We start from the raw sequence: 23,629 nt of genomic DNA on the forward strand, positions 1-23,629 counted from the left end.
CATGCTGGTTTTAAACACATAATTCGGATGAAGAGGGCGTGGCCCGCTCGCGGACGGCGCTGGGAAGCCTGATTTCCGTGTAAAAATCTTGTCCAGGTGGTAAAAATTCTCGCCGCCATCGCAAAACGTGCCGACCGGCCTCGCGATCCCGGCCTCTTTTACAGATCATGCATGTCGGGCTATGCAGACGGCGAACACGGACGCGAAGGATTGCCTTCTATATTGGGCGTATCCTTCAGGCATGCGCAGGCGCGATCATGGCATTCCTCTCAGACACTCTGCCGAAACTGCCCGTCACGGAGGCGCTGCCCGCACTCGGTGCGGCGCTCTCGTCAGGCACGCGCGCCATCCTTTCGGCGCCGCCGGGTGCGGGCAAGACGACGCTGGTGCCGCTCTTTCTTCTCGATGCGGCCTGGCGGGGCGACGGCCGGATCGTCCTGCTCGAGCCGCGCCGGCTGGCGGCGCGCGCCGCGGCCGGGCGGATGGCGTCCCTGCTCGAAGAAAAGGTCGGCGAGACCGTCGGCTACCGCATGCGGCTCGATGTCAGGGTTTCCCAGAAGACCCGCATCGAGGTGGTGACTGAGGGCGTCTTCGCCCGAATGATCCTCGACGACCCGGAACTGTCAGGCATTTCCGCCGTGCTGTTCGACGAGTTCCACGAACGCTCGCTCGATGCGGATATCGGGCTGGCGCTGGCGCTCGACGTGCAGGCGGCGTTGCGCGAGGACCTCAGGATCGTCGTCATGTCGGCGACGCTCGATGTCGAGCGGGTGGCAGCCCTGCTCGATCATCCGCCGTCGATCGTCAGCGCGGGGCGCAGCTTCCCCGTCGAGATCCGCCACCAGGACCGGCCCGCCGGCGAGCGCATCGAGGACACGATGGCGCGCGCCATAACAGAGGCGCACCGCGCGGAAAGCGGCTCCATTCTCGCCTTCCTGCCGGGACAGGCCGAAATCACCCGAACGGCCGAGCGGCTGGCCGGCCGGTTCGGGCCGGAAACGACGGTCGTGCCGCTCTACGGCAATCTCGGCCAGAAGGAACAGGACGCCGCGATCCGTCCCGCGCCCGCGGGCACACGCAAGATCGTGCTGGCGACCTCGATTGCCGAGACCTCCATCACCATCGACGGCGTGCGCATCGTCATCGACAGCGGATTGCAGCGCCTGCCGGTCTTCGAGGCGGCGACCGGCATCACCCGGCTGGAGACGGTGCGCGTGTCGCGCGCCTCGGCCGACCAGCGCGCCGGCCGTGCCGGGCGAACGGAGCCGGGCGTGGCGATCCGGCTGTGGCATGCCGGCCAGACGGCGGCGCTGCCCGCCTTCACGCCGCCGCAGATTCTCTCCAGCGACCTCTCGGGCTTCCTGCTCGACCTTGCCCATTGGGGCGTGACCGATCCTTCGGCGCTGCTTCTGGTCGACCAGCCGCCGGCCGCCGCCCTGGAGGAGGCGCGCAACCTGCTGCGCCTGCTCGGTGCGCTGGACGCCGCCGGCGCGCTCACGCCGTCCGGCAAACGCATCCGCGACCTCGCCTTGCCGCCGCGGCTCGCGGCGATGATCCTGCATGCGGCTGAGGACGGCGAACAGCTCGCCGCCGCGCGGCTGGCTGTGCTGCTCACCGAACAGGGGCTGGGCGGCACGGCCGTCGATATCGAGGAGCGGCTGCGGCGCTTTTCCAGCGAGCGCGGCGAACGGGCGGAGGCCGCCCGCCGGCTGGCGCAGCGCATGGCGGAGGGTTTCGGCACGGCGAAGGCCGCCGGTTCCCGCGCGCCCGGCGCCCTGCTCCTGCATGCCTTTCCCGATCGCATCGCCCTGCAGCGCGGCGGGCGCGGCCGGTTCGTGATGGCCAACGGCCGCGGCGGCGAGCTGCCGGAGACCGAGCGCCTGGCCGGCGCCGACATGATCGTCGTGGCCGATCTCACCGGACAGGCCGGCCGCCAGCGCATTCTCGCCGCCGCCGAGATCGACCGCGCCACGGTCGAGGCCGAGCTTGCCGACAAGATCGTGCGCGAGGACCAGTGCGTCTTCGACCGCGCCAGCCGGCAGGTGCGGGCGCGCCGGGTGGTGCGGCTCGGCGCGATGATCCTGGAGGAAACGCCGCTGCCGCGCCCGAGCGGGCCGAAGGCGGCGCAGGCGCTTGCCGATGGCGTGCGCCAGCTCGGGCTCCAGGTCCTGCCGTTTTCCCGTGAGGCGGCGCAGCTGCGCGACCGGATCGGCTTCCTCCACCGCTCGATCGGCGAGCCCTGGCCGGACACGGGCGAAGCCGCACTTCTTGCACGGCTCGACGACTGGTTCGTGCCCTTCCAGGAGAACACGCGCGGCCTTGACGACGTCACGGCGGCGAGCCTGCACGAGGGGCTGATGGCGCTGGTGCCCTATGAGATGCAGCGCGATATCGCCCGCCTCGCCCCCACCCACTTCGAGGCGCCGACGGGACAGCACCATCCGATCCGCTATGATGGCGAGGAACCGGTGCTGGCGATCCGGGTGCAGGAACTGTTCGGGCTGAAGCAGCATCCGGCGGTCGCCGGCGGGCGGCTGCCGTTGCTCTTGGAGCTGACATCGCCGGCCCACCGGCCGATCCAGACGACGCGCGACCTGCCCGGCTTCTGGGCGGGCTCGTGGCGGGACGTGCGCGCCGATATGCGCGGCCGCTATCCGAAACACCCTTGGCCGGAAGACCCGGCCGCGGCCATGCCGACGACGCGCGCCAAGCCGCGCGGCACATGAGAAGGACCCTATGATGGCAGGCTACCAGGACATCGATTTCGAAGGCTCCGGCCGTCGGCTGCGTCTCGAAACGCTCATCCGCCTGCGCTGGCTTGCGGTGGCGGGCCAGTCGATCACCGTCATCGCGGTCAGCCTGTGGCTGGAATTTCCCCTGCCGCTGGTGCCGGCCGCCATTCTCATCGCGCTGCTCGCCGCGGTGAACTTCTTCCTCACCGTGCGCTTTGCGCCCGCCCATCGCCTGACGCCGCCATCGGCCCTGCTGCTGCTCGCCTTCGACCTCTGCCAGCTGATGGCGCTGCTCTTCATCACGGGCGGCCTTGCCAATCCCTTCGCGCCGCTGGTCTGCGTTCCCGTCATCATCTCGTCGTCGCTCCAGCCGGTGCGCTTCAGCGTCGTTCTCGGCCTGCTCGCGGTCGCGGGCATCACGGCGCTGGCCTTCACGCCCTTTCCGCTGCCGTGGTTTGCCGGCACGCTGCTCGTGGTTCCGCCGATCCTGACGGCCGGCTTCTGGTTCGCGATCGTCTGCACGACGGCCTTCGCCGCCTTCTATTCCTACCGCGTGTCGCAGGAGGCGACAGAGCTGTCGGACGCGCTTGCCGCCACCGAACTCATCCTGCAGCGCGAAAAGCACCTGTCGCAGCTCGACGGGCTGGCGGCCGCCGCCGCCCATGAACTCGGCACGCCGCTTGCCACGATCAGCGTCGTCGCCCGCGAGATGGAGCGCGAACTCGGCAGCGACGAGCGCTTCCGGGAGGACGTGCAGCTTTTGCGCAGCCAGAGCGAACGCTGCCGCGACATCCTGCGCCGGCTCACGACCCTTTCCACCGAAGACGAGGCGCATATGCGCGTGCTGCCGCTCTCCTCGCTGATGGAGGAGGTCATGGCGCCGCACCGCGAATTCGGCATCGCGCTCAAGCTCGTCGAGAACGGCGACCGCGCGAGCGAGCCGGTCGGCACCCGCAATCCCGGCATTCTCTACGGCCTGGGCAACCTTCTCGAAAACGCCGTCGACCATGCCCGGGCGGAGGTGACGGTCACCGTGAGCCACACGCCGGAGCGGGTGACGATCGTCATCGAGGACGACGGCGAAGGCTATGCGACGGACATTCTCCAGCGCATCGGCGATCCCTATGTCACCAAGCGCCAGAAGGACGAGCGGGCCGGAGGACTGGGGCTCGGGCTGTTCATCGCCAAGACGCTGCTGGAGCGGTCGGGCGCCAGATTGGCCTTCGGCAACCGCACCGGCGACCAGCCGGGGGCGCGGGTATCGGTCGATTGGCCGCGGGCGCGCATGGAGGCAAAGGGTGCGAAATGACTTTACCCGCCGCATCTTAAGGGTGATAAGCTGATCCCGGTCAAGAATGGACGAAAATCCGCGACGGAAGACGTAAAATGGCAGAAAGCACCGAACCGCAGACGCAAACCGACGATATCGGCCCCGATCCCTCGCTTCTCCTCGTCGATGACGACGCGCCGTTCCTGCGCCGCCTGGCGCGCGCCATGGAGACGCGCGGCTTCGCCGTCGATACGGCCGAATCCGTCGCGGAGGGCATCGCCAAGGCCAAGACCACGCCGCCGAAATATGCGGTGGTGGATCTCAGGCTGGGCGACGGCAGCGGTCTCGACGTGATCGCCGCCATCCGCCAGCGCCGCGACGACACGCGCATCATCATGCTGACCGGCTACGGCAATATCGCGACGGCGGTGAACGCGGTGAAGCTCGGCGCGGTGGACTATCTCGCCAAGCCGGCGGATGCCGACGACATCTTCGCGGCGCTGACCCAGCGACCGGGCGAAAAGGTGGAGCTGCCGGAAAACCCGATGTCGGCGGATCGCGTGCGCTGGGAGCATATCCAGCGCGTCTACGAAATGTGCGATCGCAACGTCTCGGAAACCGCCCGCCGCCTCAACATGCACCGCCGCACCTTGCAGCGCATCCTGGCGAAGCGCGCGCCGAAGTAATCATCGCAGGATTGCGGACCCCCCTCATCCGCCTGCCGGCACCTTCTCCCCGTCGGGGAGAAGGAGGACATCAGAGGGCGCATCTCCTCCCTCCCTTCTCCCCCCGGGGAGAAGGTGGCCCGAAGGGCCGGATGAGGGGGTTTTTTACCGCAATGCTCCCTAAGCCGGCGTGTCCCGCCGTCCCGAAACGATGGCGGAGATATCCGGCCCGTCGCGCCTGGTATCCATGGAAAATTCCGCCAGCAGCAGCCGGCCCGCGGCCACGCGGGCAAAGGCGAAGGTCACGGCCTTGCGCGTCGGCGCGGCCAGCCTGTGTTCGGGCGCCTCGCGCAGCATGTGCGCGCCGTAGCCGTCCGACAGGATGAGCCCGCAGTCCTCGGGAAAGATATCGAGCGGCACGTCCTTGTGCGTGGCGAAGAACAGCCGGTCGCAATGGCGCCGGTAGTCCGGCCATTTGCGATCCACCCGGAAATCCTCGATCGAGGTCTTGATCTCGACGATCCAGATCTCGCCCTTGTCGGAGAGACTGATGAGGTCGGCGCGCCGGCCGCTCGCCAGCGTCAGTTCCGGCAGCACGGCATGGCGCATGTCCATCAGCATGCGCTGCACCCCGCGGCGTACCATCATGGCACGGTCGGACTGGCGGCCGTCGAGCAGCGGGTTGTCATTGTGCAGGGAAACGATCGTCATGTGGATCAACCTCGGCGATTCGCCATTCTAGCGCGAAGCGCGCGGGATGGCTCGAAACGGCCGGAAAAAGTTAAGGCGCGCCCGTCGGGACCGGTGCGCGCAACAGTTCATTAACCGCGCCGCGCGGTTCCTGTTCGCGCAGGGGCCGGCGGAGAGAAAACCGTTGAACGGCGCGCGGGGGCATGCTTGGCAAGAAACCGGGCATGGTGGAAGCAGCTGGCGGCCGGGCATTGTTGTTGCAAAAAAACAATCCCGCGGCTTTTTGCTTTGGCCAGAGCTCAGGCAAGGGCGCGCAGACTTGCATTGACCGGTTTAATCGAAAATAAACCATAATCAATGAAAGCTCCGCGTACCGGAACTTCTTAATCCCTGATCCAAGAGACTCACATGCGCTTCCGCAATGCCCTCCTTCTGTGCGGCCTGGCAGCGGCCGTCACACTCGCCGGTTGTTCGTCGTCCTCCACCTCAACGCCGGGCGAAAGGGTGGCGACAAATGCCATCTTTACCTCGGAATATGGCGCTGTTGAGGACAACGGTTACGCGCTGCCGGCCATCCCGATCAGCAGGGTGAACGAGAAGTTCCATCGCCAGATCGTCGATTACGCGACGAACGAGAAGCCCGGCACCATCGTGGTCAACACGCCGAACCGCTTCCTCTATTATGTCCTGCCCGGCGGCAAGGCCGTGCGTTACGGCATCGGCGTCGGCAAGCAGGGTTTTGCCTGGCAGGGCGAGGCCTATATCGCCTGGAAGCAGGAATGGCCGACCTGGCATCCGCCGCAGGAAATGGCCGCCCGCAAGCCTGACGTCGCCCGCTACGTCAAGGAAGGCATGGGCCCGGGCCTGAAGAACCCGCTCGGCGCACGCGCGCTCTACCTCTTCAATGAAAAGGGCCAGGACACGCTGTTCCGCCTGCACGGCACGCCGGAATGGGCCTCCATCGGCACGGCCGCCTCGTCGGGCTGCATCCGCCTGATGAACCAGGACATCATCGACCTCTACAAGCGCGTCCGCCCCGGCCGCTCGGCCCGCGTCGTCGTCCAGCAGTAACCGGACGAAACCCCCATCCGACAAGAAGCCGCCGGATCGCTCCGGCGGCTTCTTTCGTTTCGGGTCGATGCGGTGCCCCTCCCCGCGTTACGCGCAATTTACCCCTTCGCCTTCAGCTCCAGGCGGCGGCGATGCAGAACGGGCTCGGTGTAGCCGTTCGGCTGCTCGCGGCCCTTGAGCACCAGGTCCAGGGCGGCCTGGAAGGCGATGGAGCCCTCGAAATCGCCGGCCATCGGGCGATAGAGCGGGTCGCCGGCATTCTGCCCGTCGACCACGGCCGCCATGCGCTTCATCGTCTCGACGACCTGCGCTTCGGTGACGACGCCGTGGTGCAGCCAGTTGGCCATGTGCTGGGCGGAAATGCGCAGCGTGGCGCGGTCTTCCATCAGGCCGACATTGTTGATGTCGGGCACCTTGGAGCAGCCGACGCCCTGGTCGATCCAGCGCACGACATAGCCGAGGATGCCCTGGGCGTTGTTGTCGAGTTCGCGCTGGATCTCCTCCGGCGTCCAGTTCGGCCGGACCGCGACCGGCACCGACAGGATATCCGACAGTTTGGCGCGCGGGCGTGCGCGCAGCGACGCCTGCACGTCCGCGACATTGACCTTGTGGTAGTGCGTGGCATGCAGCGTCGCGGCCGTCGGCGACGGCACCCAGGCGGTGTTGGCGCCGGCCTTGGGATGGGCGATCTTCTGCTCCAGCATCGCCGCCATCAGGTCGGGCATGGCCCACATGCCCTTGCCGATCTGCGCATGGCCGGACAGGCCGCATTCAAGGCCGATATCGACGTTCCAGTTCTCGTAGGCGGAAATCCAGGCGGCCTGCTTCATGTCGCCCTTGCGGATCATCGGGCCCGCTTCCATCGAGGTGTGGATCTCGTCGCCGGTGCGGTCGAGGAAGCCGGTATTGATGAAGACGACGCGCTCCTTCGCCGCGCGGATCGCCTCCTTGAGGTTGACCGTGGTGCGGCGCTCCTCGTCCATGATGCCCATCTTCATCGTGTTGGGCGCCATGCCGATGGCGGCCTCGACGCGGCCGAAGAGCTTAGAGGCGAAGGCCACCTCTTCCGGCCCGTGCATCTTGGGCTTGACGACATACATCGAGCCGGCCTGAGAATTCTTGCGCCGGCCATTTTCGCCGACGTCGTGCAGCGCGATCAGTCCCGTCACCATCGCGTCCATGATGCCTTCCGGCACCTCGTTGCCGTCGCGGTCGCGGATCGCCGGATTGGTCATGAGGTGGCCGACATTGCGCACCAGCATCAGCGAGCGGCACTTCACTTCGAAGGTCGAGCCGTCGGGCGCGGTGTAGTCGAGATCGGGGTTGAGGCGGCGGATGAAGCTCTTGCCGCCCTTCGAAACCTCCTCCGAGAGGTCGCCCTTCATCAGGCCCAGCCAGTTGCGATAGACGACGACCTTGTCCTCGGCATCGACGGCGGCGACCGAATCCTCGCAGTCCATGATGGTCGTGAGCGCGGATTCGACCCAGACATCGGAAATATGCGCGGGATCGTCCTTGCCGGTCGGCGTCGCCGCATCGATCAGGATTTCGATATAGAGGCCGTTGTTGCGAAGCAGGACCTGGCTCGGGGCCGCCGCTTCACCAAGGTAGCCGGCGAACTTCCCGCCGTCGGCAAGGCCCGTCCGCACGCCGCTCGTCAAGGCGACGACAAGCTTTCCGCCTTCGACCGCAAGGCCGGCGACATCGCGCCAGAAGGCACCGTCGAGGGGGACGCTATCGTCCAGGAACGCGCGAACCCAGGCGATGACCCTGGCGCCGCGCACGGGATTGTAGCCCTTGCCCTTTTCCGCGCCGTCGGTCTCAGGGATCGCATCCGTGCCGTAGAGCGCGTCATAGAGCGAGCCCCAGCGCGCGTTTGCGGCGTTCAGCGCATAGCGCGCGTTCATGACGGGCACGACGAGCTGCGGGCCGGCGAGGCTGGCGATTTCAGGGTCGACGTTTTCCGTCGTCACCGTGAAGGCGTCGCCCTCGGGCAGCAGATAGCCGATCTCGCGCAGGAAGGCCTCATAGGCCGCCATGTCCGAAGGCGCACCGTTTTCGCGATACCAGGCGTCGATCTTCTCCTGCAGCGCGTCGCGCTTGGCGAGCAGCGCGCGGTTTTCGGGCGCAAGCTCGTGCACGATGGCGGAGAAGGCGGCAAAATAGGCCTCGGCGTCGACGCCCGTGCCGGGAAGGGCCTCCTTGACGAGAAAATCGTATAGATCGCTGTCGATCGAAAGACCGGCTTTTTCCGTATAGGTCATGAAAAGACTCCGAAGAACGGGACGAAGGGGGAGTATCCCGAATGCTGCCACTTTCCGCGGCTTTCATTCATAGTCAATTCGGCAATAACGTGAATTATTTATTCCGTAACGGAAACAATCCCGTCTAAGCCTCCCGGGCGATGCGCGGCCGGCCGCTGGCAGTCGCGGTAAAGCGTGCCTCGATCAGCTTGCGGCTGCCCTCCACCTCGGGCGCGTCGATCTCCTCGGCGAAGGTCACGGCCGGCTCGTCTGCGCCATTGGCGCGGGCAGCATGCAGGGCACCCGTCATCGCCCGCTCGCGGGCCAGCGAGAAGGCCGCGGTCTCGTCGACATGACGCACGCTCTCGCCCGCCCCGGCGACGACGAACACGCCCTCTTCCGGCTGCGTCACGAAGACGGTCACGCTGTTGCGCACCTGGCCGACGACCGCGCCGACGGCATTGGCCACCCCGGCATCGGCGGGAATGACCGATTCGGCACCGAGCATGGCGGCGATATCGGGATAGTAGACCGGTGCGGAGGCGCCTAGACCGACCAAAGGCCGGTCGAGCGCGATCTGGAACCGCACGATGCCGGCGCGCCGGTGCAGCGCCCGGTCGACGGCGACGGAGCCGGCCGGATCGATCGTACCCACGCCGTCATCGGCAAGGCACGCGGAGAGGATGACATCGCTGGATTGCCGGGTCAGCCGGTCGACGATGCGCCGCGCGAGCGCGTCCGGGCTGTCGGCGATCGGCCGGCCGGTGCCGTCCTTCACGCGGGCGGCAAGGGCAAGGCCGAGACGCGCGGCTTCGGCATCCCACTGTCCCTGCCCGCCCAGCACATGCATGGCGTCCGAGGGCGTCACCCCGCAGATATGCACGAGGCCGCGCGCCACCAGCCGGTCGAGCGTCGCCTTCTGCGGCGTCGTCATCAGCAGGCCGTCGAGCGGAACCGGAGCGGCGCCGATCTTCTCGTAGAGCGCCTGTTCCTGCGGCTGGAGGCCGCTTGCCAGCCGCTCGGGAACGCCCGTGCGCACGGCAAAACGCCCGTCGTGCCGGCCGACATGGGCGGTGCGCAGCTGGCGTTCCAGCACCGGCAGGATGCTGTCGGGATGCAGCGTCGAGGCAAGGCTGAGCGGCAGGAAACGCCGTGGGCCCAGATCGATGCGCGCCGCAAGCCCGCGGTCGTCGATGCGCACCTCCGAATCACCGCCGAGGCCGAAGGTGCGCATGGCGACAGCCTCCACCATGGTCCGGTAGCCGCCGACGACGGCTCCCTCCGCGTCGAGCTTCGGGCGGCCCTTGTCGAGCACCGCCACGTCGGTCGTCGTGCCGCCGATATCCGACACCACGGCATCGTCGAGGCCCGTCAGGTGGCGCGCGCCGACCAGGCTGGCCGCCGGGCCGGACAGGATGGTCTCGATGGGCCGCAGCCGTGCTTCGGCCGCCGAGATCAACGCGCCGTCGCCGCGCACCACCATCATCGGCACCTGGATGCCGCGACGCTGGAGAAAATCCTCGCAGGCGCCGATCAGCCGGTCGATCATCGAGACGAGGCGGGCATTGAGCAGCGTCGTCAGCGCCCGGCGCGGCCCGCCCAGCTTGGAGGACAGCTCGTGGCTGCAGGTCACCGGCAGGTGCGAGATGGCGCGGATGCGCTCGCGCACGCGCTGTTCGTGCGCCGGGTTGCGCACGGCGAAATAGCCGGCGACGGCAAAGGAGGACACGGTCTGCGACAGCGCGGGCAGCGCCTCGTCCAGCGCGCGCATGTCGAGCGGTGTCTCGTTGCCGTGCACATTGTGGCCGCCGGGCAGGAAGAGCACGGGGTCGGTGCCGAGCGCCTCGGCAAGGCCGTCGCGCTTGAGGTCGTCGGGGCCGAAGCCGATCATCACGAGACCCGCCCGGCCGCCCTGGCCTTCCACCAGCGCATTGGTGGCGAGCGTGGTGGAAAGCGAGACGAGGCCAATGGCGGAAACCGGCACCCTCGCCTTACCGAGCACCGCATCCACCGCGCCGGAAATGCCGACCGAAAGATCGTGGCGGGTGGTCAGCGCCTTGGCGCGCGCCACCACGCCGAGGGTTTCGCTGTAGAGGGCCGCATCCGTATAGGTGCCGCCGGTATCGATGCCGAGTAACAAATGGTCTGCCACGAGAATACTTCCAAACCGCATGCCGTCCCTGTTCAAAGCCGGCCTGGAATGGTGTTATGGCATGTCCGGCGCCGTTGTCACCATCCCGCCGGCGACATGCCTGTGAAGCATCGAGGAGACCCAGAGTGTTTGATCCGCGTCATGGAAACCGCCTGCTGAAAGTCCTCCTTGTCGGGACGGCCCTGCTCACCGCAGGCCTGCCCGCTGCCGCCCAGGAGGACGACGGGGCAGAGTATCAGGCCCAGATCCCCGATGTCTCGATCTACAAGGCGATGCTGGATGCCAACAAGCGCACGGGCTGGGTGCAGTTCCGCGAATATGCCGGCCAGCAGCTCATCTATTTCACGGCGTTGCAGAGCATGCATTGCCGGCTCAAGGAAGTGCGCTACTCCATCAATTCCGATGCGCTCGACCAGACCTTCCCGATGGCGACGTGCGATCCGGAGCTGCCTTTCAACCTGCCCTCGGACGACAGCCAGAACTGGATCTACATCAAGCTGAAGCCCGGCGAGGCGCAGACCATCGCCGTGCAGGCCGTCTGGGACGACGGCAGCGGCAGCGAGATCGTCGTCTACCAGCCGTGCAAGAACCCGGAAGCCACCTGCGCCGCGATCAAGACGATCAAGAAGGCGAAGGCCCGCGGGGACGAGCCCGCACCTTCAACGCCAGTCCGTTAGCCGGCTGCGTCGTCAGGCGCTGCACCGGCCAGGGCCTGGTGTCCTCCGTCATGTCGAAGCGGAAGCGGTGCATCAGCACGCCGAGCGCGATGATCGCCTCCTGCATGGCAAAGGTCGCGCCGATGCAGATGCGCGGCCCCGCGCCGAAGGGCAGGTACTGGAAACGGTGGATCTGGTCGCGGTTCTCGGGCAGGAAACGCTCGGGCATGAAGGCGCGCGGCTTCTGCCACAGCCGTTCGTGGCGGTGCAGCGTCCAGGGCATGACGAGGATCGTCACGTGGCGGGGGATCTCCACCACCTCGCCGTCCGGGCTCGTCCAGCTGTCGTCGGCGATGGCCTCGCGGTTGATGGAGGGTGCGGGCGGATAAAGCCGCATCGCCTCCTCGAAGGCCGCGCGCGTCCAGGGCATGCGGTCGAGCCAGTCGACGGGGTCCGCCCCGCTTTCCACCACGCGGTCGATCTCCTCTTCCATCGCCTCGCGCACATGCGGGGAATTGGCGACGCAGTAGAGCGTCCAGGCGAGCGCCCGGGCCGTCGTCTCGTGGCCCGCGCCGATGAAGGTCAGGATATTGTCCTCCACCTCCTCCATGGTCAGCCCGTCCGGCCCGGCGGCGCGCAACAGCAGCGTCAGGAAGTCGCTCGGCGCGTCGCCGCCTTCCGCCATGCGCTTGAGGCGAAGCTCCATCGTGTCGCGCACGATCTTGCGGAACTTGCCGAGCACCCGCTGCCCGCCGATGCGCGTGACGCGCGGCACCCAGGTCGGCGCGCGCAAAAGGTCCATCGGGTCGACGCGGCCCATGGAGTGCAGGAGATCGTCCACGTCATCGGCGAAATTCGTGGAGGCGGTGACGATCTCGCCGGAAAACAGCGTGTCCGACAGGATGGAAAAGGCAAGCTCCGTCATGTCGTTGCCGATATCGAAGACCGTGCCGTCCGCGCCTTCGTATTTCTGCACATAGAGCTCGGACTGCCTGAGCATCTGCGTGGCGAAGCCCTTGGCGTGGCGCGGCGTGAAGATGGGCGCGACGGCCTTGCGCGAGCGGCGCCAGACCGGACCCTCGGCCGTCAGCAGCCCGTCGCGCAGGATCGGCCGCAGCACAAGCTGGCGCACCACGGACATCTTGTAATTGGCGGCGTTGTCGACGAGCAGGTATTTGATCAGGCCGGGATCGTTGACGATCAGCGTCTTCTCGCCGACGAAGCTCGTCATGATCCAGGGCAGCGTGTAGGAGGGCTCACCCCACAGCTCCAGCGGATTGCGGAAGACGGTGCGGATGATTTCGAGTTTCGACGGCGGCACCGTGCGCGGGATCGGCGCGGGCGGTTCGAACGGCTCGGGACGCATGTCCATGGTCGGCTTCCTTCCTTCGGCTCGCCTCAATATGGGGCGCAACTGGGCCGAGAGGAAGGCGGCGGCCGGTCAAGGCCGCGTGAATCGACGCCCGATCGACGCCGAATTCGAGGAAAAGCCGCTAGAGCAGGCTGCGCAGGTCGTCCAGCTTGTCGTTGACCAGCCAGCCGTAATAGTTCTCTTCCGGCCAGGTCGCCTCGCCGGCGGCGCGGCGCGCGGCGAAGGCCGCGGCGCGCGCATCGGGCGTACCGATATTGTAGAGCGTCGCCGTCAGGCCGGGATTCTTGGAAATGTCCACGCCGGCGATCTTCTTGTAGGCGTCGATCGAGCGGCGGATGGCCGCGGCCATGTAGGCCAGTGAGATGTCCGGGTCCATGATCGCCTGGTAGACGCCGGCCGCATCGTTCTCGTCGAGCGGCTTATAGCCGGAGAAACGCGCCACGTCGTCGGTCAGCGTCAGCGCCGTCAGCGGGTTGATCTGGCCGAGGCCGAAGGTCTGGCCGGCATAGAAGGGCTGGAAGAACACCGCGCTGAAACGGTTCTTCGGGAAGGACGTGCCGCCGACCGTCTTGCCGCTGAAGGAGCGGTTCCAGACGTTCTCGCGGCAGGTCCACAGCGCGTAGGAACCCTTCTTGCCCTCGCATTCGGCGAACTGCGGACGCTTCAGGAAGTCGTCGATCGCCTCGCCTTCATAGGCGAAGCGGAAATTGCCGGTATAGGAGGCCGCCTTGACGTAATAGCTCTGCAGGCGGTCGTAGGCGTCGACATTGTAGGTGTGCTCGCCGACGATGGCGCCGACGATATGGATGGGGTCGATACCGTATTTACCGGCCGCCGCCTTGATCTTGCCCGTCAGCTGGCGATCGCCTGCCAGAAGGTCGCGCACCTTCTGGTATTTCGCCTCGAACGAGCTCTTGTTGCCCTTCGTGCGGCGAATGGAGGCGCCCGGAATGGCGGGCTGCTCCGCGTTGCGGTTGCCGGCGGGCACCACGTCGATCGCCAGCGCCGTGGTCTGGCTCTGCACGAAGAGGGCGGCTGCAAGGGCAAGCACGGGGAAGAGCTGTCGCACGGTTCCGGTTCCTGTCTGGTCAATCGTTCTAGATGGCATGGACGGGATGCAGGACAATCGTGTCGTCATCATGCCGGACGCGGCAATGGCCTAGGCCGCGTGTGCGGTTCTGTCGAGGGGGCGCGTGCCCAAAAGCGCGACACCGGCGGTTGCTAAGACAACCACCGGTGCCGAAACGTCACAGGATGTAGCGCGACAGATCCGTGTTGGCCGCCAGCGCGCCGACATGCTTCTTGACATAGTCGGCATCGATGACGAGGCGGTTGCCGCCCTTGTCCGGCGCCTCGAAGGAGATCTCGTCGAGCACCCGCTCCATCACCGTCTGGAGGCGGCGCGCGCCGATATTCTCGACGCTCGAATTCAGCTGCACGGCGACGTCGGCCAGCGCGTCGATGCCGTCCTCGGTGAATTCGAGTTCGACATCCTCCGTGCCCATCAGCGCCTTGTACTGGCGGATGAGGCTCGCTTCAGTCTCCGTCAGGATGCGGCGGAAGTCCTCGCGCGACAGCGCCTTCAGCTCGACGCGGATCGGCAGGCGGCCCTGAAGCTCCGGCAGGAGGTCAGAGGGCTTGGAGACATGGAAGGCGCCCGAGGCGATGAAGAGGATATGGTCCGTCTTCACCGGCCCGTATTTCGTGGCGACCGTCGTGCCCTCGACGAGCGGCAGAAGGTCGCGCTGCACGCCCTCGCGGGAAACACCCGCGCCCATGCCGCCGTCGCGCGCGGCGATCTTGTCGATCTCGTCGATGAAGACGATGCCGTCGTTTTCGGCAGAGCGGATGGCCTCGCGCTGGATCTGCTCGTTGTCGAGCAGCTTGTCGGATTCGTCGTCGATCAGGATCTTGTACGAATCCTTGACCGTCGTCTTGACCTTCTTGGTGCGCCCGCCCATCGCCTTGCCGAACATTTCCGACAGGTTCAGCACGCCGATATTGGCGCCCGGCATGCCGGGGATCTCGAAGCCGCCGGGCGTGCCGGTATCGGCCACGTCGACCTCGATGTCCTTGTCATCCAGCTCGTTGGCGCGCAGCTTCTTGCGGAAACTGTCCCGGGTCGCGGGCGAGGCGGTGGCGCCGACCAGCGCGTCGAGCACGCGTTCCTCGGCATTGGCATGGGCCTTGGCCGTCACCTCGGCGCGCTTCTTTTCGCGCACCAGGCCGATGCCGACCTCGACGAGGTCGCGCACGATCTGCTCGACATCGCGGCCGACATAGCCGACCTCGGTGAACTTGGTGGCCTCGACCTTGACGAAGGGCGCGCCGGCGAGCTTGGCGAGGCGGCGGGAAATCTCCGTCTTGCCGACGCCGGTCGGGCCGATCATCAGGATGTTCTTCGGCATGACCTCGTCGCGCAGGTCCGGCGCCAGCTGGTGGCGGCGCCAGCGGTTCCTCAGTGCGATGGCCACGGCGCGCTTGGCGTCATGCTGGCCGATGATGAAACGGTCGAGCTCGGAAACGATCTCGCGGGGGGAAAAATTGGTCATGGGTTTCCTCTAGCAACGGTCCCGGGCCAAGATCAGCGCCGGGCCGTCCTTTGTCATGCGTTGATCGAAAGCATGGAATCCGGCCTTCTCATAGGCCCGGATGGCATGCGCATTCTCAGGATGCGGATCGAGCACCACCCGCTCCACGCCCTCGGCGAACATCTTTTCCACGAAGGCATCGATCATGGCCGGCCCGTGGCCGAGGCCGACCATGTCGGCAGGGCCGATGAACTGGTCGATGCCGAGCGTGCGGTCCGGCCGGTCGCCGAAGGACAGGTCCGACGGGTCGATCCTGTAGCTTTGCAGATAGGCGAAGGGCTTTCCGTCATGGGAGACGATGAAGGACGCCATTGCAGGCTCGTCGAAATCCGCGGCGATACCCGCCACCTCCTCAGCCGGATCGCCCCACCAGCGCCGGACATGCGGCGCGGCGAGCCAGCGTTCCAGCATCGGCAGGTCGGCGGCCGTCACAGGCCGGAAAGCGTATGCCTCAGCGGTCGGCATCCAACGTCTCCACCACGACATTGTGGTTGGTGTAGACGCAGATGTCGCCTGCGATCTGCATGGCCTTGCGGGCGATCTCCTCGGCCGACTTGTCGGTGTCCATCAGCGCGCGGGCGGCGGCATAGGCATAATTGCCGCCCGACCCGATCGCCATGGTGCCGTGTTCCGGCTCCAGCACGTCGCCATTGCCGGTCAGCGCCAGCGTGACGGACTTGTCGGCCACCAGCATCATCGCTTCGAGACGGCGCAGGTAACGGTCGGTGCGCCAGTCCTTGGCGAGCTCGACGGCGGCGCGCATCAGCTGGTCGGGATATTGCTCCAGCTTGGCCTCGAGCCGCTCGAGCAGGGTGAAGGCATCGGCGGTCGCGCCGGCAAAACCGGCGATGACATCGCCCTTGGCAAGGCGGCGCACCTTGCGCGCATTGCCTTTCATGACGGTCTGGCCAAGGCTTACCTGGCCATCGCCCGCCATGACCACCTTGCCGTCCTTGCGGACGGTGATGATCGTCGTGGCGTGCATGGAAGCATAGGGATCGTGTTCACTCATATCAGACCTCTGAGGCCCGAGGACCGGGCAGGGATACCGTCGGCGAGGCGGCTTCGTTGTGCCCTATGTAAGCAGCGGTTCGGCGATTGCAAAGGCCGCGCGCCGTCATCGCGCGCCCGGCCCATGGAAAGCGCGGGAGAGGCTGGCTTCGTCCAAAATAAGCCTTGCTTTGTCTCTGGAATATGCGGGTTATGGTTTCCCATCCAATGTGAGGGTAATGACGATGGCCAAGGGTCAGGTCCGCAGCAACAAGGAAGTCCGCAAACCCAAGAAGGACAAGGTGGCCGCAAAAGCCGCCCCGACCCTTGGCGCGCAGGTGAAGAACAGCGAAAGCGCTACCAAAAAGAAATGACGGGCAAGGGCGCCGGTCCGCCGGCGCCCCTCTCCCCCATTTTCGTGCCGGCGCGATCCGAGCCACCCCTCCCCGCAATTGTCTTCGTCTTCGCTGTGCTTCGCAGGACTGTTGCGGTGTGGAGAAACGACGGTGGACACGGGGACGCCGTCACCGAAAAAACCCAATCATTCCAGTCCCAGCCGCCCTTTTCACCCACAAATCATCCCCGCTTTCCGCACATCGCCTATCCTGAACGTCCTTCCGCCGCCGGACGGATCGCGTAACGTGTCGATGCGGGCGGGAGGAGGCGCTTTCGTTGTCTGCCGTAACGTGCGGCGGGGGCGAGAGAGGTTTGGAGCGACGAAGGGGTGACGCCCTTCGTCGTGCGGGGCTTCCCCCTTCCCCGGGTCGCGGGGTCGGTTTGGGTCCGCCATGCAGGCAGGATGGCAGCCCATGCCCCCGGAAAGTGCGGAACGCGGTTTCCGGACAAGGCGCATGGGCCAGCCAGAATGCGCAGCGAAGCCCTGCCATGCCTGAAGGAGGACAAGACCGCCTCCGAAGAACGCCTGGGCCGCGCGAAAGCGAAGCCACCACACACACCCTTTCCAGAGGCGACGCTTTCGCGCGGTTCTCCGGATTGCCGAATGCTGATCACCCCGGCGGCGTGTCCGCGCGGGATCATCGCCGCATGCGCCGGAAACCCTCGAAAGACTGGCGTTTTATGAAGAGCCCTGTTAAGGAGCGCCAATAGTTTACCGGAGACTGCAATGAGCCGCACCGCCAGCGTTTCGCGCAAGACGAACGAGACCTCCGTATCGGTCACCGTCAATATCGACGGCACCGGCACGTCGACCATTTCGACGGGCGTCGGTTTCTTCGATCATATGCTCGACCAGCTGTCGCGCCATTCGCTCATCGACATGGAGATCAAGACCGAGGGCGACCTGCATGTCGACGATCACCACACCGTCGAGGACACCGGCATCGCCATCGGCCAGGCCATCGCGAAGGCGCTCGGCGACCGTCGCGGCATCACGCGCTATGCCTCGCTCGACCTTGCCATGGACGAGACGATGACGCGCGCCGCCGTCGATGTCTCCGGCCGCCCCTTCCTCGTCTGGAACGTCGATTTCTCGGCGCCCAAGATCGGCACCTTCGACACCGAGCTGGTGCGCGAATTCTTCAACGCGCTTGCCCAGCACGCCGGCATCACGCTGCATATCCAGAACATCTACGGCGTAAACAACCATCATATCTCGGAGACGTGCTTCAAGGCCGTCGCGCGCGTGCTGCGCACGGCGACCGAGATCGATCCCCGCCAGGCGGGCCGCGTTCCCTCGACGAAGGGTTCGCTGGCCTGAAAGCAATTCCAGCAAAAGCGTGAAGCGGTTTGCGTCCGGAATTGCGAAGCTAACAAAAGCCGGAGGCCGTCATGGCCACATTCCTCGTTCTGATACCACCGGGTGCCCTGAGCGGCGATGAAAAGGCCCGGTTCGTGCGCGACCGATTCTCCTGGGTCGCCTTCTTCCTGCCGTTCCTCTGGCTCGCCTGGCATCGCGCCTGGCTTGCGGCCGCCCTTGCCTTCGCCGTGCAAATGCTCGGCTCGGCCATCTCGGATCATCCGGTCTTCGGGCTTGCCGGGCTGGGCGTCTGCCTTGCCACCGGCCTGCTCGTGGCGCTCGAAGGCCCCTCGATGGTCGTCGCCGGCCTCGAGCGAAAGGGCTGGACGATCGATGCCGTGATCTCGGCCGAGGACCGCGCGACGGCGGAAGACATCTACGACATGGAAACCCCGGCCGGCGAGACGGAGGCGCGCGACGGCGTGTCCCTGCCGGCCTCCGGAACCGCCACGCGCCCGCATGCTCCCATGCTCGGCCTCGTCGGTTTCAAGGAAGGACGATAGAATGCGCGTAGCCATCATCGACTACGGTTCGGGCAACCTGCGCTCGGCCACCAAGGCCTTCGAGCGTGCCGCCCGCGAAGCCGGCATCGACGCCGAGATCGACCTCACGGACAAGGCCGACCGCGTGGCATCCGCCGACCGCATCGTGCTGCCCGGCGTGGGCGCCTATGCCGATTGCCGCCGCGGCCTCGACGCCGTGCCCGGCATGGTGGAGGCGTTGCGCGAGGCGGTGGAGGCCAAGGCCCGCCCCTTCCTCGGCATCTGCGTGGGCATGCAGCTCATGTCGTCGCGCGGCCTGGAAAAGACCACGACGCAAGGCCTCGGCTGGATCAAGGGCGACGTCGTGCTGATGACGCCGAGCGACCCGGATCTCAAGATCCCGCAGATCGGCTGGAACACGCTGGACCGCAAACGCGCGCATCCACTGTTTTCCGGCATCCCGGAAACGCTGCACGCCTATTTCGTGCACTCCTACCACCTCGCCGCCGAAAACCCCGACGACGTGGTCGCGACCGTCGATTACGGCGGTCCGATGACCGCCTTCGTCGCCAGGGACAACAAGGCCGGCGCGCAGTTCCACCCGGAAAAGAGCCAGGCGCTCGGCCTCGCCCTCATCTCCAATTTCCTCCGCTGGAAGCCCTGAACTGGAAAACGCCATGATCCTCTTTCCCGCCATCGACCTGAAGGACGGCCAGTGCGTTCGCCTGAAACTCGGCGACATGGAGCAGGCCACCGTCTACAATCCCGACCCGGCCGCGCAGGCCAAGGCCTTCGAGGACCAGGGCTTCGAATGGCTGCATGTGGTCGACCTCAACGGCGCCTTCGCGGGGACGAGCGTCAACGGTGCTGCCGTCGACGCCATCCTGAAGGCGACGAAGAACCCCGTGCAGCTCGGCGGCGGCATCCGCACGCTCGACCATATCGAGAGCTGGCTGGCGCGCGGGCTCTCCCGCGTCATTCTCGGCACCGTGGCCGTGCGCGATCCAGCACTCGTCATCGCGGCCTGCAAGGCGTTTCCCGGCAAGGTCGCCGTCGGCATCGATGCCAAGGGCGGCAAGGTGGCGGTCGAGGGCTGGGCGGAAGCCTCCGAGCTCGGCGTCATCGAGCTTGCGAAGAAGTTCGAGGGCGCCGGCGTTGCCGCGATCATCTACACCGACATCGACCGCGACGGCATCCTGACCGGCATCAACTGGACCTCCACGCTGGAACTGGCCGACGCCGTGTCCATCCCCGTCATCGCCTCGGGCGGCCTCGCCTCGATGCACGACATCCACCGCCTCGTCGCCCCCGATGCCCGCAAGCTGGAAGGCGCGATCTCCGGCCGCGCGCTCTACGACGGCCGCATCGATCCCGCCGAAGCGCTGGCGGTGATTCGTGAAGCACGGGGAGAAGCCGCATGACCCTCAAGGCCCGCATGATCCCCCGCCTCGAAAAGCAACCGCCCATAGCCCGGCGGCAGCGCTTTTCCTTCTCCCCCACGGGGAGAAGGTGGCCCGAAGGGCCGGATGAGGGGGCTTGCCCGATCTCGATCGTCAGCGTCACCCCCTCATCCCGCTGCCGCGACCTTCTCCCCGTCGGGGAGAAGGAAGCAGGACGCACCCTGCATGTTCAAGGTCCGACGGCCCTGCCCCGTGCAGCGCGGGCAACCGCGCAGCCGCGGAGCGGCGAGGACGCGCAAAACGAAAAGATGGAGGCCGTCCTTTGACCCTCAAGGCCCGCGTTATTCCCTGCCTGGATGTAAAGGACGGCCGCGTCGTGAAGGGCGTCAGCTTCCTCAATCTGGTCGATGCCGGCGATCCCGTCGAATCGGCCAAGGTCTATGATGCCGCCGGTGCGGACGAGCTGTGCTTCCTCGACATCACGGCCTCCTCGGACAACCGCGACACGATCTTCGACGTCGTGGCGCGCACCGCCGACCATTGCTTCATGCCGCTCACCGTCGGCGGCGGCGTGCGCACGGTCGCCGATATCCGCAAGCTGCTTCTGGCCGGTGCCGACAAGGTCTCGATCAACTCGGCCGCCGTCTCCAACCCGGATTTCGTGGCCGAGGCCGCCGACAAGTTCGGCAACCAGTGCATCGTCGTCTCGATCGATTCCAAGAAGGTCTCGGCCGAGGGCGAGGAAGACCGCTGGGAGATCTTCACCCATGGCGGACGCAAGCCGACCGGCATCGACGCCGTGGCCTTTGCGGAAAAGATGGTGGAGCGCGGCGCGGGCGAACTGCTTTTGACCTCCATGGACCGTGACGGCCAGAAGGGCGGCTATGACATCGCGCTGACCCGCACTATCGCCGACCGCGTTTCCGTGCCGGTCATCGCATCGGGCGGCGTCGGCACGCTGGATCATCTCGTCGAGGGCGTGCGCGACGGCCATGCGACGGCCGTGCTTGCGGCATCCATCTTCCACTTCGGCACCTATACGGTGGGTGAAGCCAAGCGCTACATGGCCGAGCATGGCATCGCCATGCGGCTGGACTGACGCGGCGCCGGCACATACCAAGCAATGAACAGGAGGCCCCGATGAGCACGTTTACCCTGGCCGATCTCGAAGCGATCGTGGCTGCCCGCGCGGCTGCCGATCCCTCGGAAAGCTGGACGGCAAAGCTCGTGGCGGCCGGGCAGCCGAAGGCGGCGAAGAAACTGGGCGAAGAAGCCGTCGAGACCGTGATTGCGGCCATCGAAGGCGACAAGGCCGCGCTGACCAGCGAGGCGGCCGATCTGCTCTATCATCTGATGGTCGTCTTGAAAATCGGCGGGGTGCCGTTACAAGATGTGCTGGGGGAGCTGGAGAGGCGCACGGGCCAGTCCGGCCTAGCGGAAAAGGCCAGCCGGAAGAATTGATGATCCAGGCAGCGCGCGACAAGGACCAGCCGGATATTCCGGATGATTTCGGCAACCGGAACTATTCGCCCTATCGATTCTTCCCCGCCGAGGAATGGGCGCATTTCCGTGCCGATACGCCGCTGACGCTGACGGCCGACGAGGTCCAGCGCCTGCGCTCGCTGAACGACCCGATCGATCTCGACGAGGTCCGGCGCATCTATCTCTCGCTGTCGCGCCTCTTGTCGGCCCATGTCGAATCCTCGCAGATGCTGTTCGAACAGCGCAAGCGGTTCCTGGCGCTGTCGAACGAGGCCAAGACGCCGTTCGTCATCGGCATTGCCGGCTCGGTCGCGGTCGGCAAATCGACCACGGCGCGTATCCTGAAGGAACTGCTGTCGCGCTGGCCGTCCAGCCCCAAGGTCGATCTCGTCACGACGGACGGTTTCCTCTATCCGAACGCCGTGCTCCAGCGCGAGAACCTGATGGAGCGCAAGGGTTTCCCCGAGAGCTACGATACCGGAGCGCTGCTGCGCTTTCTGTCGGCGATCAAGGCCGGCAAGCCGAACGTGCCGGCGCCGATGTATTCGCACCTCACCTATGACGTGCTGCCGAACGCCTTCCGTGCCGTCGACCGGCCGGATATCCTGATCTTCGAGGGCATCAATGTCCTGCAATCGCGCAACCTGCCGGCCGACGGCAAGATCGTGCCGATGGTGTCGGACTTCTTCGACTTCTCGATCTATATCGACGCCGAGGAAAGCCTGATCCACAGCTGGTATGTCGAGCGCTTCATGCGGCTGCGCGACACCGCCTTCCAGAACCCGGATTCCTACTTCCACCGCTATGCGCGGATCAGCGAGGCGGATGCGCTCGCCATCGCCGAAGGGCTCTGGCACAACATCAACCTGAAGAACCTGCACCAGAACATCCTGCCGACGCGCCCGCGCGCCGACCTCATCCTGCAGAAGGGCGAGAACCACCTCATCGAGACGGTGGCGTTGCGCAAACTTTAGCCGGATTCGAGCTAAGGATTGACGCGACGCAGCGTCAGGTTGATGCGCCCGGGATTTCTCAGGAGCGTGGACGTGCCGGGATAGATCCGGTCGACGCCATGGAAGATGAGCCGGCTCTCGCCCCCGAACACGAAGACGTCGCCGCTCGACAGCCGGAACGAGCGCGTCGGATCGCTGCGCGACGTGCCGCCGACGCGGAACAGGCACTGGTCGCCGAGCGAGACGGAGACGACCGGTGCGGCAAGATCCGTCTCGTCGCGGTCCTGATGCAGGCCCATCTTCGCCTCCGGGTCATAGAAATTGACGAGGCAGGCTTCCGGCGGCTTTGCGAAGCCGGAAACCGCTTCCCACAGGGCCAGAAGCGTTTGCGGGATGGCCGGCCAGGGGCGGCCCGTTTCCGGGTGGGTGGGCTGGTAGCGGTAGCCTTTGTCCTTGTCCGTCACCCAGCCGAGCGCGCCGCAATTGGTCATCCGCACGGACATCGCCTTGCCGGTCTTCGGCATGCGCGGCACGTAAAGCGGTGCATCGGCAACGACCGCGCGGATGGCGGCCACGAGGGCTTCCTGCGCCGCGCGATCGAAATAATCAGGGACATAGCGCAACCCCGGTGCGAGGTCGTGCCCCGTCTCCGTCACATCAGGTCTCCGACAGGTCCGGGATGCGCAGAACCTGGCCGGGATAGATCTTGTCCGGATGGGACAGCATCGGCCGGTTGGCGTCGAAGATCACGGTGTGCTTGGCGCCCTTGCCCTTGCCGTACTGGGCTTCGGCGATCTTCCAGAGGTTGTCGCCCTTCTTGACCGTGTAGAAGACCGGCTCGCTCGCGGGCGCGGACGCAACGGCAAGGCCTTCCGTATCGACCTTGGAGACGCCCAGCGTGTTGCCGACGGCGACGATGGCTTTCTCGAACACGGCCTGGTCCGCGACGCTGCCCTTCAGGACGACCTTGTCGTCGACAACCTCGACCTGCACCGCGTCGGTGCCGAGACCGTGCGATTCCAGTTCCTTCTTCACCGCTTCGGCATCCGGTGCATCGTCGCCGCCGCCGATGCCCAGCTTCTTGCCCGCGTTCTTGATAAAGCTGAAGAGACCCATGTGTTTAC

24 protein-coding genes are annotated in these 23,629 nt (G+C 66.3%); 14 read left to right on the plus strand and 10 right to left on the minus strand.

From position 1 onward, the window contains the following. Nucleotides 1-257 precede the first annotated feature (257 nt). From hrpB to GR158_RS15280, 3 genes are all read left to right on the plus strand, one after another. The gene (gene hrpB, locus GR158_RS15270) at nucleotides 258-2,726 is read left to right on the plus strand and encodes an ATP-dependent helicase HrpB (protein WP_160871663.1); all 2,469 of its coding nucleotides are present in this window, start codon (nucleotides 258-260) and stop codon (nucleotides 2,724-2,726) included. Nucleotides 2,727-2,739: 13 nt separating this feature from the next. Then, entirely contained in the window at nucleotides 2,740-4,041 is a 1,302-nt protein-coding gene (locus tag GR158_RS15275; protein ID WP_134652696.1) for an ActS/PrrB/RegB family redox-sensitive histidine kinase, read from the plus strand. Between the two features lie 77 nt (nucleotides 4,042-4,118). Further along, nucleotides 4,119-4,688 (plus strand): ActR/PrrA/RegA family redox response regulator transcription factor, encoded by a 570-nt coding sequence (locus GR158_RS15280; protein WP_134652698.1) that lies wholly within the window; start codon nucleotides 4,119-4,121, stop codon nucleotides 4,686-4,688. 159 nt (nucleotides 4,689-4,847) lie between these two features. Here the strand turns inward: GR158_RS15280 and GR158_RS15285 are convergent, their stop codons facing one another. Beyond that, on the minus strand, nucleotides 4,848-5,378 hold the full coding sequence (locus GR158_RS15285; protein ID WP_134652700.1) for an MmcB family DNA repair protein: 531 nt from the start codon (nucleotides 5,376-5,378) through the stop codon (nucleotides 4,848-4,850). Between the two features lie 387 nt (nucleotides 5,379-5,765). Between GR158_RS15285 and GR158_RS15290 the strand changes: the two genes are divergently transcribed. Then, nucleotides 5,766-6,428: a L,D-transpeptidase gene (locus tag GR158_RS15290; RefSeq protein ID WP_160871665.1), complete on the plus strand. Its 663-nt coding sequence runs from the start codon at nucleotides 5,766-5,768 to the stop codon at nucleotides 6,426-6,428. 98 nt (nucleotides 6,429-6,526) lie between these two features. Here the strand turns inward: GR158_RS15290 and GR158_RS15295 are convergent, their stop codons facing one another. After that, entirely contained in the window at nucleotides 6,527-8,692 is a 2,166-nt protein-coding gene (locus GR158_RS15295) for a malate synthase G (RefSeq protein WP_160871666.1), read from the minus strand. A 124-nt stretch (nucleotides 8,693-8,816) separates the two neighbouring features. Then, the gene (locus GR158_RS15300; protein ID WP_160871667.1) at nucleotides 8,817-10,823 is read right to left on the minus strand and encodes a hydantoinase/oxoprolinase family protein; all 2,007 of its coding nucleotides are present in this window, start codon (nucleotides 10,821-10,823) and stop codon (nucleotides 8,817-8,819) included. Between the two features lie 125 nt (nucleotides 10,824-10,948). On the opposite strand from GR158_RS15300, the gene GR158_RS15305 reads away from it, so the two are divergent. Next, the gene (locus GR158_RS15305) at nucleotides 10,949-11,500 is read left to right on the plus strand and encodes a hypothetical protein (protein WP_160871668.1); all 552 of its coding nucleotides are present in this window, start codon (nucleotides 10,949-10,951) and stop codon (nucleotides 11,498-11,500) included. Here GR158_RS15305 and GR158_RS15310 read toward each other — a convergent pair. From GR158_RS15310 to hslV, 5 genes are all read right to left on the minus strand, one after another. Continuing rightward, a complete protein-coding gene (locus GR158_RS15310) occupies nucleotides 11,445-12,851 on the minus strand; it encodes a cytochrome P450 (protein ID WP_160871669.1) in 1,407 nt (468 codons plus the stop codon). The genes GR158_RS15305 and GR158_RS15310 overlap by 56 nt on opposite strands. A gap of 121 nt (nucleotides 12,852-12,972) precedes the next feature. Continuing rightward, a complete protein-coding gene (locus tag GR158_RS15315) occupies nucleotides 12,973-13,920 on the minus strand; it encodes a DUF1402 family protein (protein WP_160871670.1) in 948 nt (315 codons plus the stop codon). Between the two features lie 178 nt (nucleotides 13,921-14,098). Then, nucleotides 14,099-15,403: an ATP-dependent protease ATPase subunit HslU gene (hslU, locus tag GR158_RS15320; protein WP_160871671.1), complete on the minus strand. Its 1,305-nt coding sequence runs from the start codon at nucleotides 15,401-15,403 to the stop codon at nucleotides 14,099-14,101. A 9-nt stretch (nucleotides 15,404-15,412) separates the two neighbouring features. Beyond that, entirely contained in the window at nucleotides 15,413-15,907 is a 495-nt protein-coding gene (locus GR158_RS15325) for a GNAT family N-acetyltransferase (RefSeq protein WP_160871672.1), read from the minus strand. After that, nucleotides 15,894-16,454 carry an ATP-dependent protease subunit HslV gene (gene hslV / locus GR158_RS15330; protein WP_134652718.1) on the minus strand — a complete coding sequence of 187 codons (561 nt, stop codon included), beginning with the start codon at nucleotides 16,452-16,454 and terminating at the stop codon, nucleotides 15,894-15,896. The genes GR158_RS15325 and hslV overlap by 14 nt, the downstream gene beginning before the upstream one ends. Nucleotides 16,455-16,671: 217 nt before the next feature. Here hslV and GR158_RS25525 point away from each other — a divergent pair, with 217 nt between their 5' ends. From GR158_RS25525 to coaA, 9 genes are all read left to right on the plus strand, one after another. Next, entirely contained in the window at nucleotides 16,672-16,806 is a 135-nt protein-coding gene (locus tag GR158_RS25525; RefSeq protein ID WP_256365817.1) for a hypothetical protein, read from the plus strand. Between the two features lie 749 nt (nucleotides 16,807-17,555). Beyond that, nucleotides 17,556-18,149, plus strand: a complete 594-nt coding sequence (gene hisB, locus GR158_RS15335; protein ID WP_160871673.1) for an imidazoleglycerol-phosphate dehydratase HisB — start codon at nucleotides 17,556-17,558, stop codon at nucleotides 18,147-18,149. Between the two features lie 71 nt (nucleotides 18,150-18,220). Beyond that, complete coding sequence (locus GR158_RS15340; RefSeq protein ID WP_134648627.1) at nucleotides 18,221-18,691, plus strand: DUF2628 domain-containing protein; 471 nt, start codon at nucleotides 18,221-18,223, stop codon at nucleotides 18,689-18,691. 1 nt (nucleotide 18,692) lies between these two features. Continuing rightward, nucleotides 18,693-19,334, plus strand: a complete 642-nt coding sequence (gene hisH / locus GR158_RS15345) for an imidazole glycerol phosphate synthase subunit HisH (protein ID WP_160871674.1) — start codon at nucleotides 18,693-18,695, stop codon at nucleotides 19,332-19,334. Nucleotides 19,335-19,347: 13 nt separating this feature from the next. Next, complete coding sequence (gene hisA, locus GR158_RS15350; protein WP_160871675.1) at nucleotides 19,348-20,091, plus strand: 1-(5-phosphoribosyl)-5-[(5-phosphoribosylamino)methylideneamino]imidazole-4-carboxamide isomerase; 744 nt, start codon at nucleotides 19,348-19,350, stop codon at nucleotides 20,089-20,091. After that, on the plus strand, nucleotides 20,088-20,396 hold the full coding sequence (locus tag GR158_RS15355) for a hypothetical protein (protein ID WP_160871676.1): 309 nt from the start codon (nucleotides 20,088-20,090) through the stop codon (nucleotides 20,394-20,396). The genes hisA and GR158_RS15355 overlap by 4 nt, the downstream gene beginning before the upstream one ends. Then, the gene (gene hisF, locus GR158_RS15360; protein ID WP_134648624.1) at nucleotides 20,393-21,169 is read left to right on the plus strand and encodes an imidazole glycerol phosphate synthase subunit HisF; all 777 of its coding nucleotides are present in this window, start codon (nucleotides 20,393-20,395) and stop codon (nucleotides 21,167-21,169) included. Before GR158_RS15355 ends, hisF begins: the two co-directional genes overlap by 4 nt. 41 nt (nucleotides 21,170-21,210) lie before the next feature. Next, complete coding sequence (locus GR158_RS15365) at nucleotides 21,211-21,531, plus strand: phosphoribosyl-ATP diphosphatase (protein ID WP_134648623.1); 321 nt, start codon at nucleotides 21,211-21,213, stop codon at nucleotides 21,529-21,531. Continuing rightward, nucleotides 21,531-22,526, plus strand: coding sequence for a type I pantothenate kinase (gene coaA, locus GR158_RS15370; RefSeq protein WP_134648621.1), 996 nt, complete (start codon nucleotides 21,531-21,533; stop codon nucleotides 22,524-22,526). Before GR158_RS15365 ends, coaA begins: the two co-directional genes overlap by 1 nt. A gap of 11 nt (nucleotides 22,527-22,537) precedes the next feature. On the opposite strand, the gene GR158_RS15375 is transcribed toward coaA, so the two are convergent. After that, nucleotides 22,538-23,161: an alpha-ketoglutarate-dependent dioxygenase AlkB gene (locus tag GR158_RS15375; RefSeq protein ID WP_160871677.1), complete on the minus strand. Its 624-nt coding sequence runs from the start codon at nucleotides 23,159-23,161 to the stop codon at nucleotides 22,538-22,540. 1 nt (nucleotide 23,162) lies between these two features. Next, on the minus strand, nucleotides 23,163-23,621 hold the full coding sequence (gene lysM / locus GR158_RS15380; protein ID WP_160871678.1) for a peptidoglycan-binding protein LysM: 459 nt from the start codon (nucleotides 23,619-23,621) through the stop codon (nucleotides 23,163-23,165). Nucleotides 23,622-23,629 lie beyond the last annotated feature (8 nt).

It is taken from the genome of Shinella sp. AETb1-6, assembly GCF_009826875.1.
GTDB classification, from domain to species: domain Bacteria; phylum Pseudomonadota; class Alphaproteobacteria; order Rhizobiales; family Rhizobiaceae; genus Shinella; species Shinella sumterensis.

What these genes read in the sequence shown, in the direction of transcription:
- hrpB (WP_160871663.1), top strand. Translation starts at nt 258, where the DNA reads ATGGCATTCCTCTCAGACACTCTGCCGAAACTGCCCGTCACGGAGGCG.
- GR158_RS15275 (WP_134652696.1), top strand. Translation starts at nt 2,740, where the DNA reads ATGGCAGGCTACCAGGACATCGATTTCGAAGGCTCCGGCCGTCGGCTG.
- GR158_RS15280 (WP_134652698.1), top strand. Translation starts at nt 4,119, where the DNA reads ATGGCAGAAAGCACCGAACCGCAGACGCAAACCGACGATATCGGCCCC.
- GR158_RS15285 (WP_134652700.1), bottom strand. Translation starts at nt 5,378, where the DNA reads ATGACGATCGTTTCCCTGCACAATGACAACCCGCTGCTCGACGGCCGC.
- GR158_RS15290 (WP_160871665.1), top strand. Translation starts at nt 5,766, where the DNA reads ATGCGCTTCCGCAATGCCCTCCTTCTGTGCGGCCTGGCAGCGGCCGTC.
- GR158_RS15295 (WP_160871666.1), bottom strand. Translation starts at nt 8,692, where the DNA reads ATGACCTATACGGAAAAAGCCGGTCTTTCGATCGACAGCGATCTATAC.
- GR158_RS15310 (WP_160871669.1), bottom strand. Translation starts at nt 12,851, where the DNA reads ATGGACATGCGTCCCGAGCCGTTCGAACCGCCCGCGCCGATCCCGCGC.
- hslU (WP_160871671.1), bottom strand. Translation starts at nt 15,403, where the DNA reads ATGACCAATTTTTCCCCCCGCGAGATCGTTTCCGAGCTCGACCGTTTC.
- GR158_RS15325 (WP_160871672.1), bottom strand. Translation starts at nt 15,907, where the DNA reads ATGCCGACCGCTGAGGCATACGCTTTCCGGCCTGTGACGGCCGCCGAC.
- hslV (WP_134652718.1), bottom strand. Translation starts at nt 16,454, where the DNA reads ATGAGTGAACACGATCCCTATGCTTCCATGCACGCCACGACGATCATC.
- GR158_RS25525 (WP_256365817.1), top strand. Translation starts at nt 16,672, where the DNA reads ATGACGATGGCCAAGGGTCAGGTCCGCAGCAACAAGGAAGTCCGCAAA.
- hisB (WP_160871673.1), top strand. Translation starts at nt 17,556, where the DNA reads ATGAGCCGCACCGCCAGCGTTTCGCGCAAGACGAACGAGACCTCCGTA.
- GR158_RS15340 (WP_134648627.1), top strand. Translation starts at nt 18,221, where the DNA reads ATGGCCACATTCCTCGTTCTGATACCACCGGGTGCCCTGAGCGGCGAT.
- hisH (WP_160871674.1), top strand. Translation starts at nt 18,693, where the DNA reads ATGCGCGTAGCCATCATCGACTACGGTTCGGGCAACCTGCGCTCGGCC.
- hisA (WP_160871675.1), top strand. Translation starts at nt 19,348, where the DNA reads ATGATCCTCTTTCCCGCCATCGACCTGAAGGACGGCCAGTGCGTTCGC.
- GR158_RS15355 (WP_160871676.1), top strand. Translation starts at nt 20,088, where the DNA reads ATGACCCTCAAGGCCCGCATGATCCCCCGCCTCGAAAAGCAACCGCCC.
- GR158_RS15365 (WP_134648623.1), top strand. Translation starts at nt 21,211, where the DNA reads ATGAGCACGTTTACCCTGGCCGATCTCGAAGCGATCGTGGCTGCCCGC.
- coaA (WP_134648621.1), top strand. Translation starts at nt 21,531, where the DNA reads ATGATCCAGGCAGCGCGCGACAAGGACCAGCCGGATATTCCGGATGAT.
- lysM (WP_160871678.1), bottom strand. Translation starts at nt 23,621, where the DNA reads ATGGGTCTCTTCAGCTTTATCAAGAACGCGGGCAAGAAGCTGGGCATC.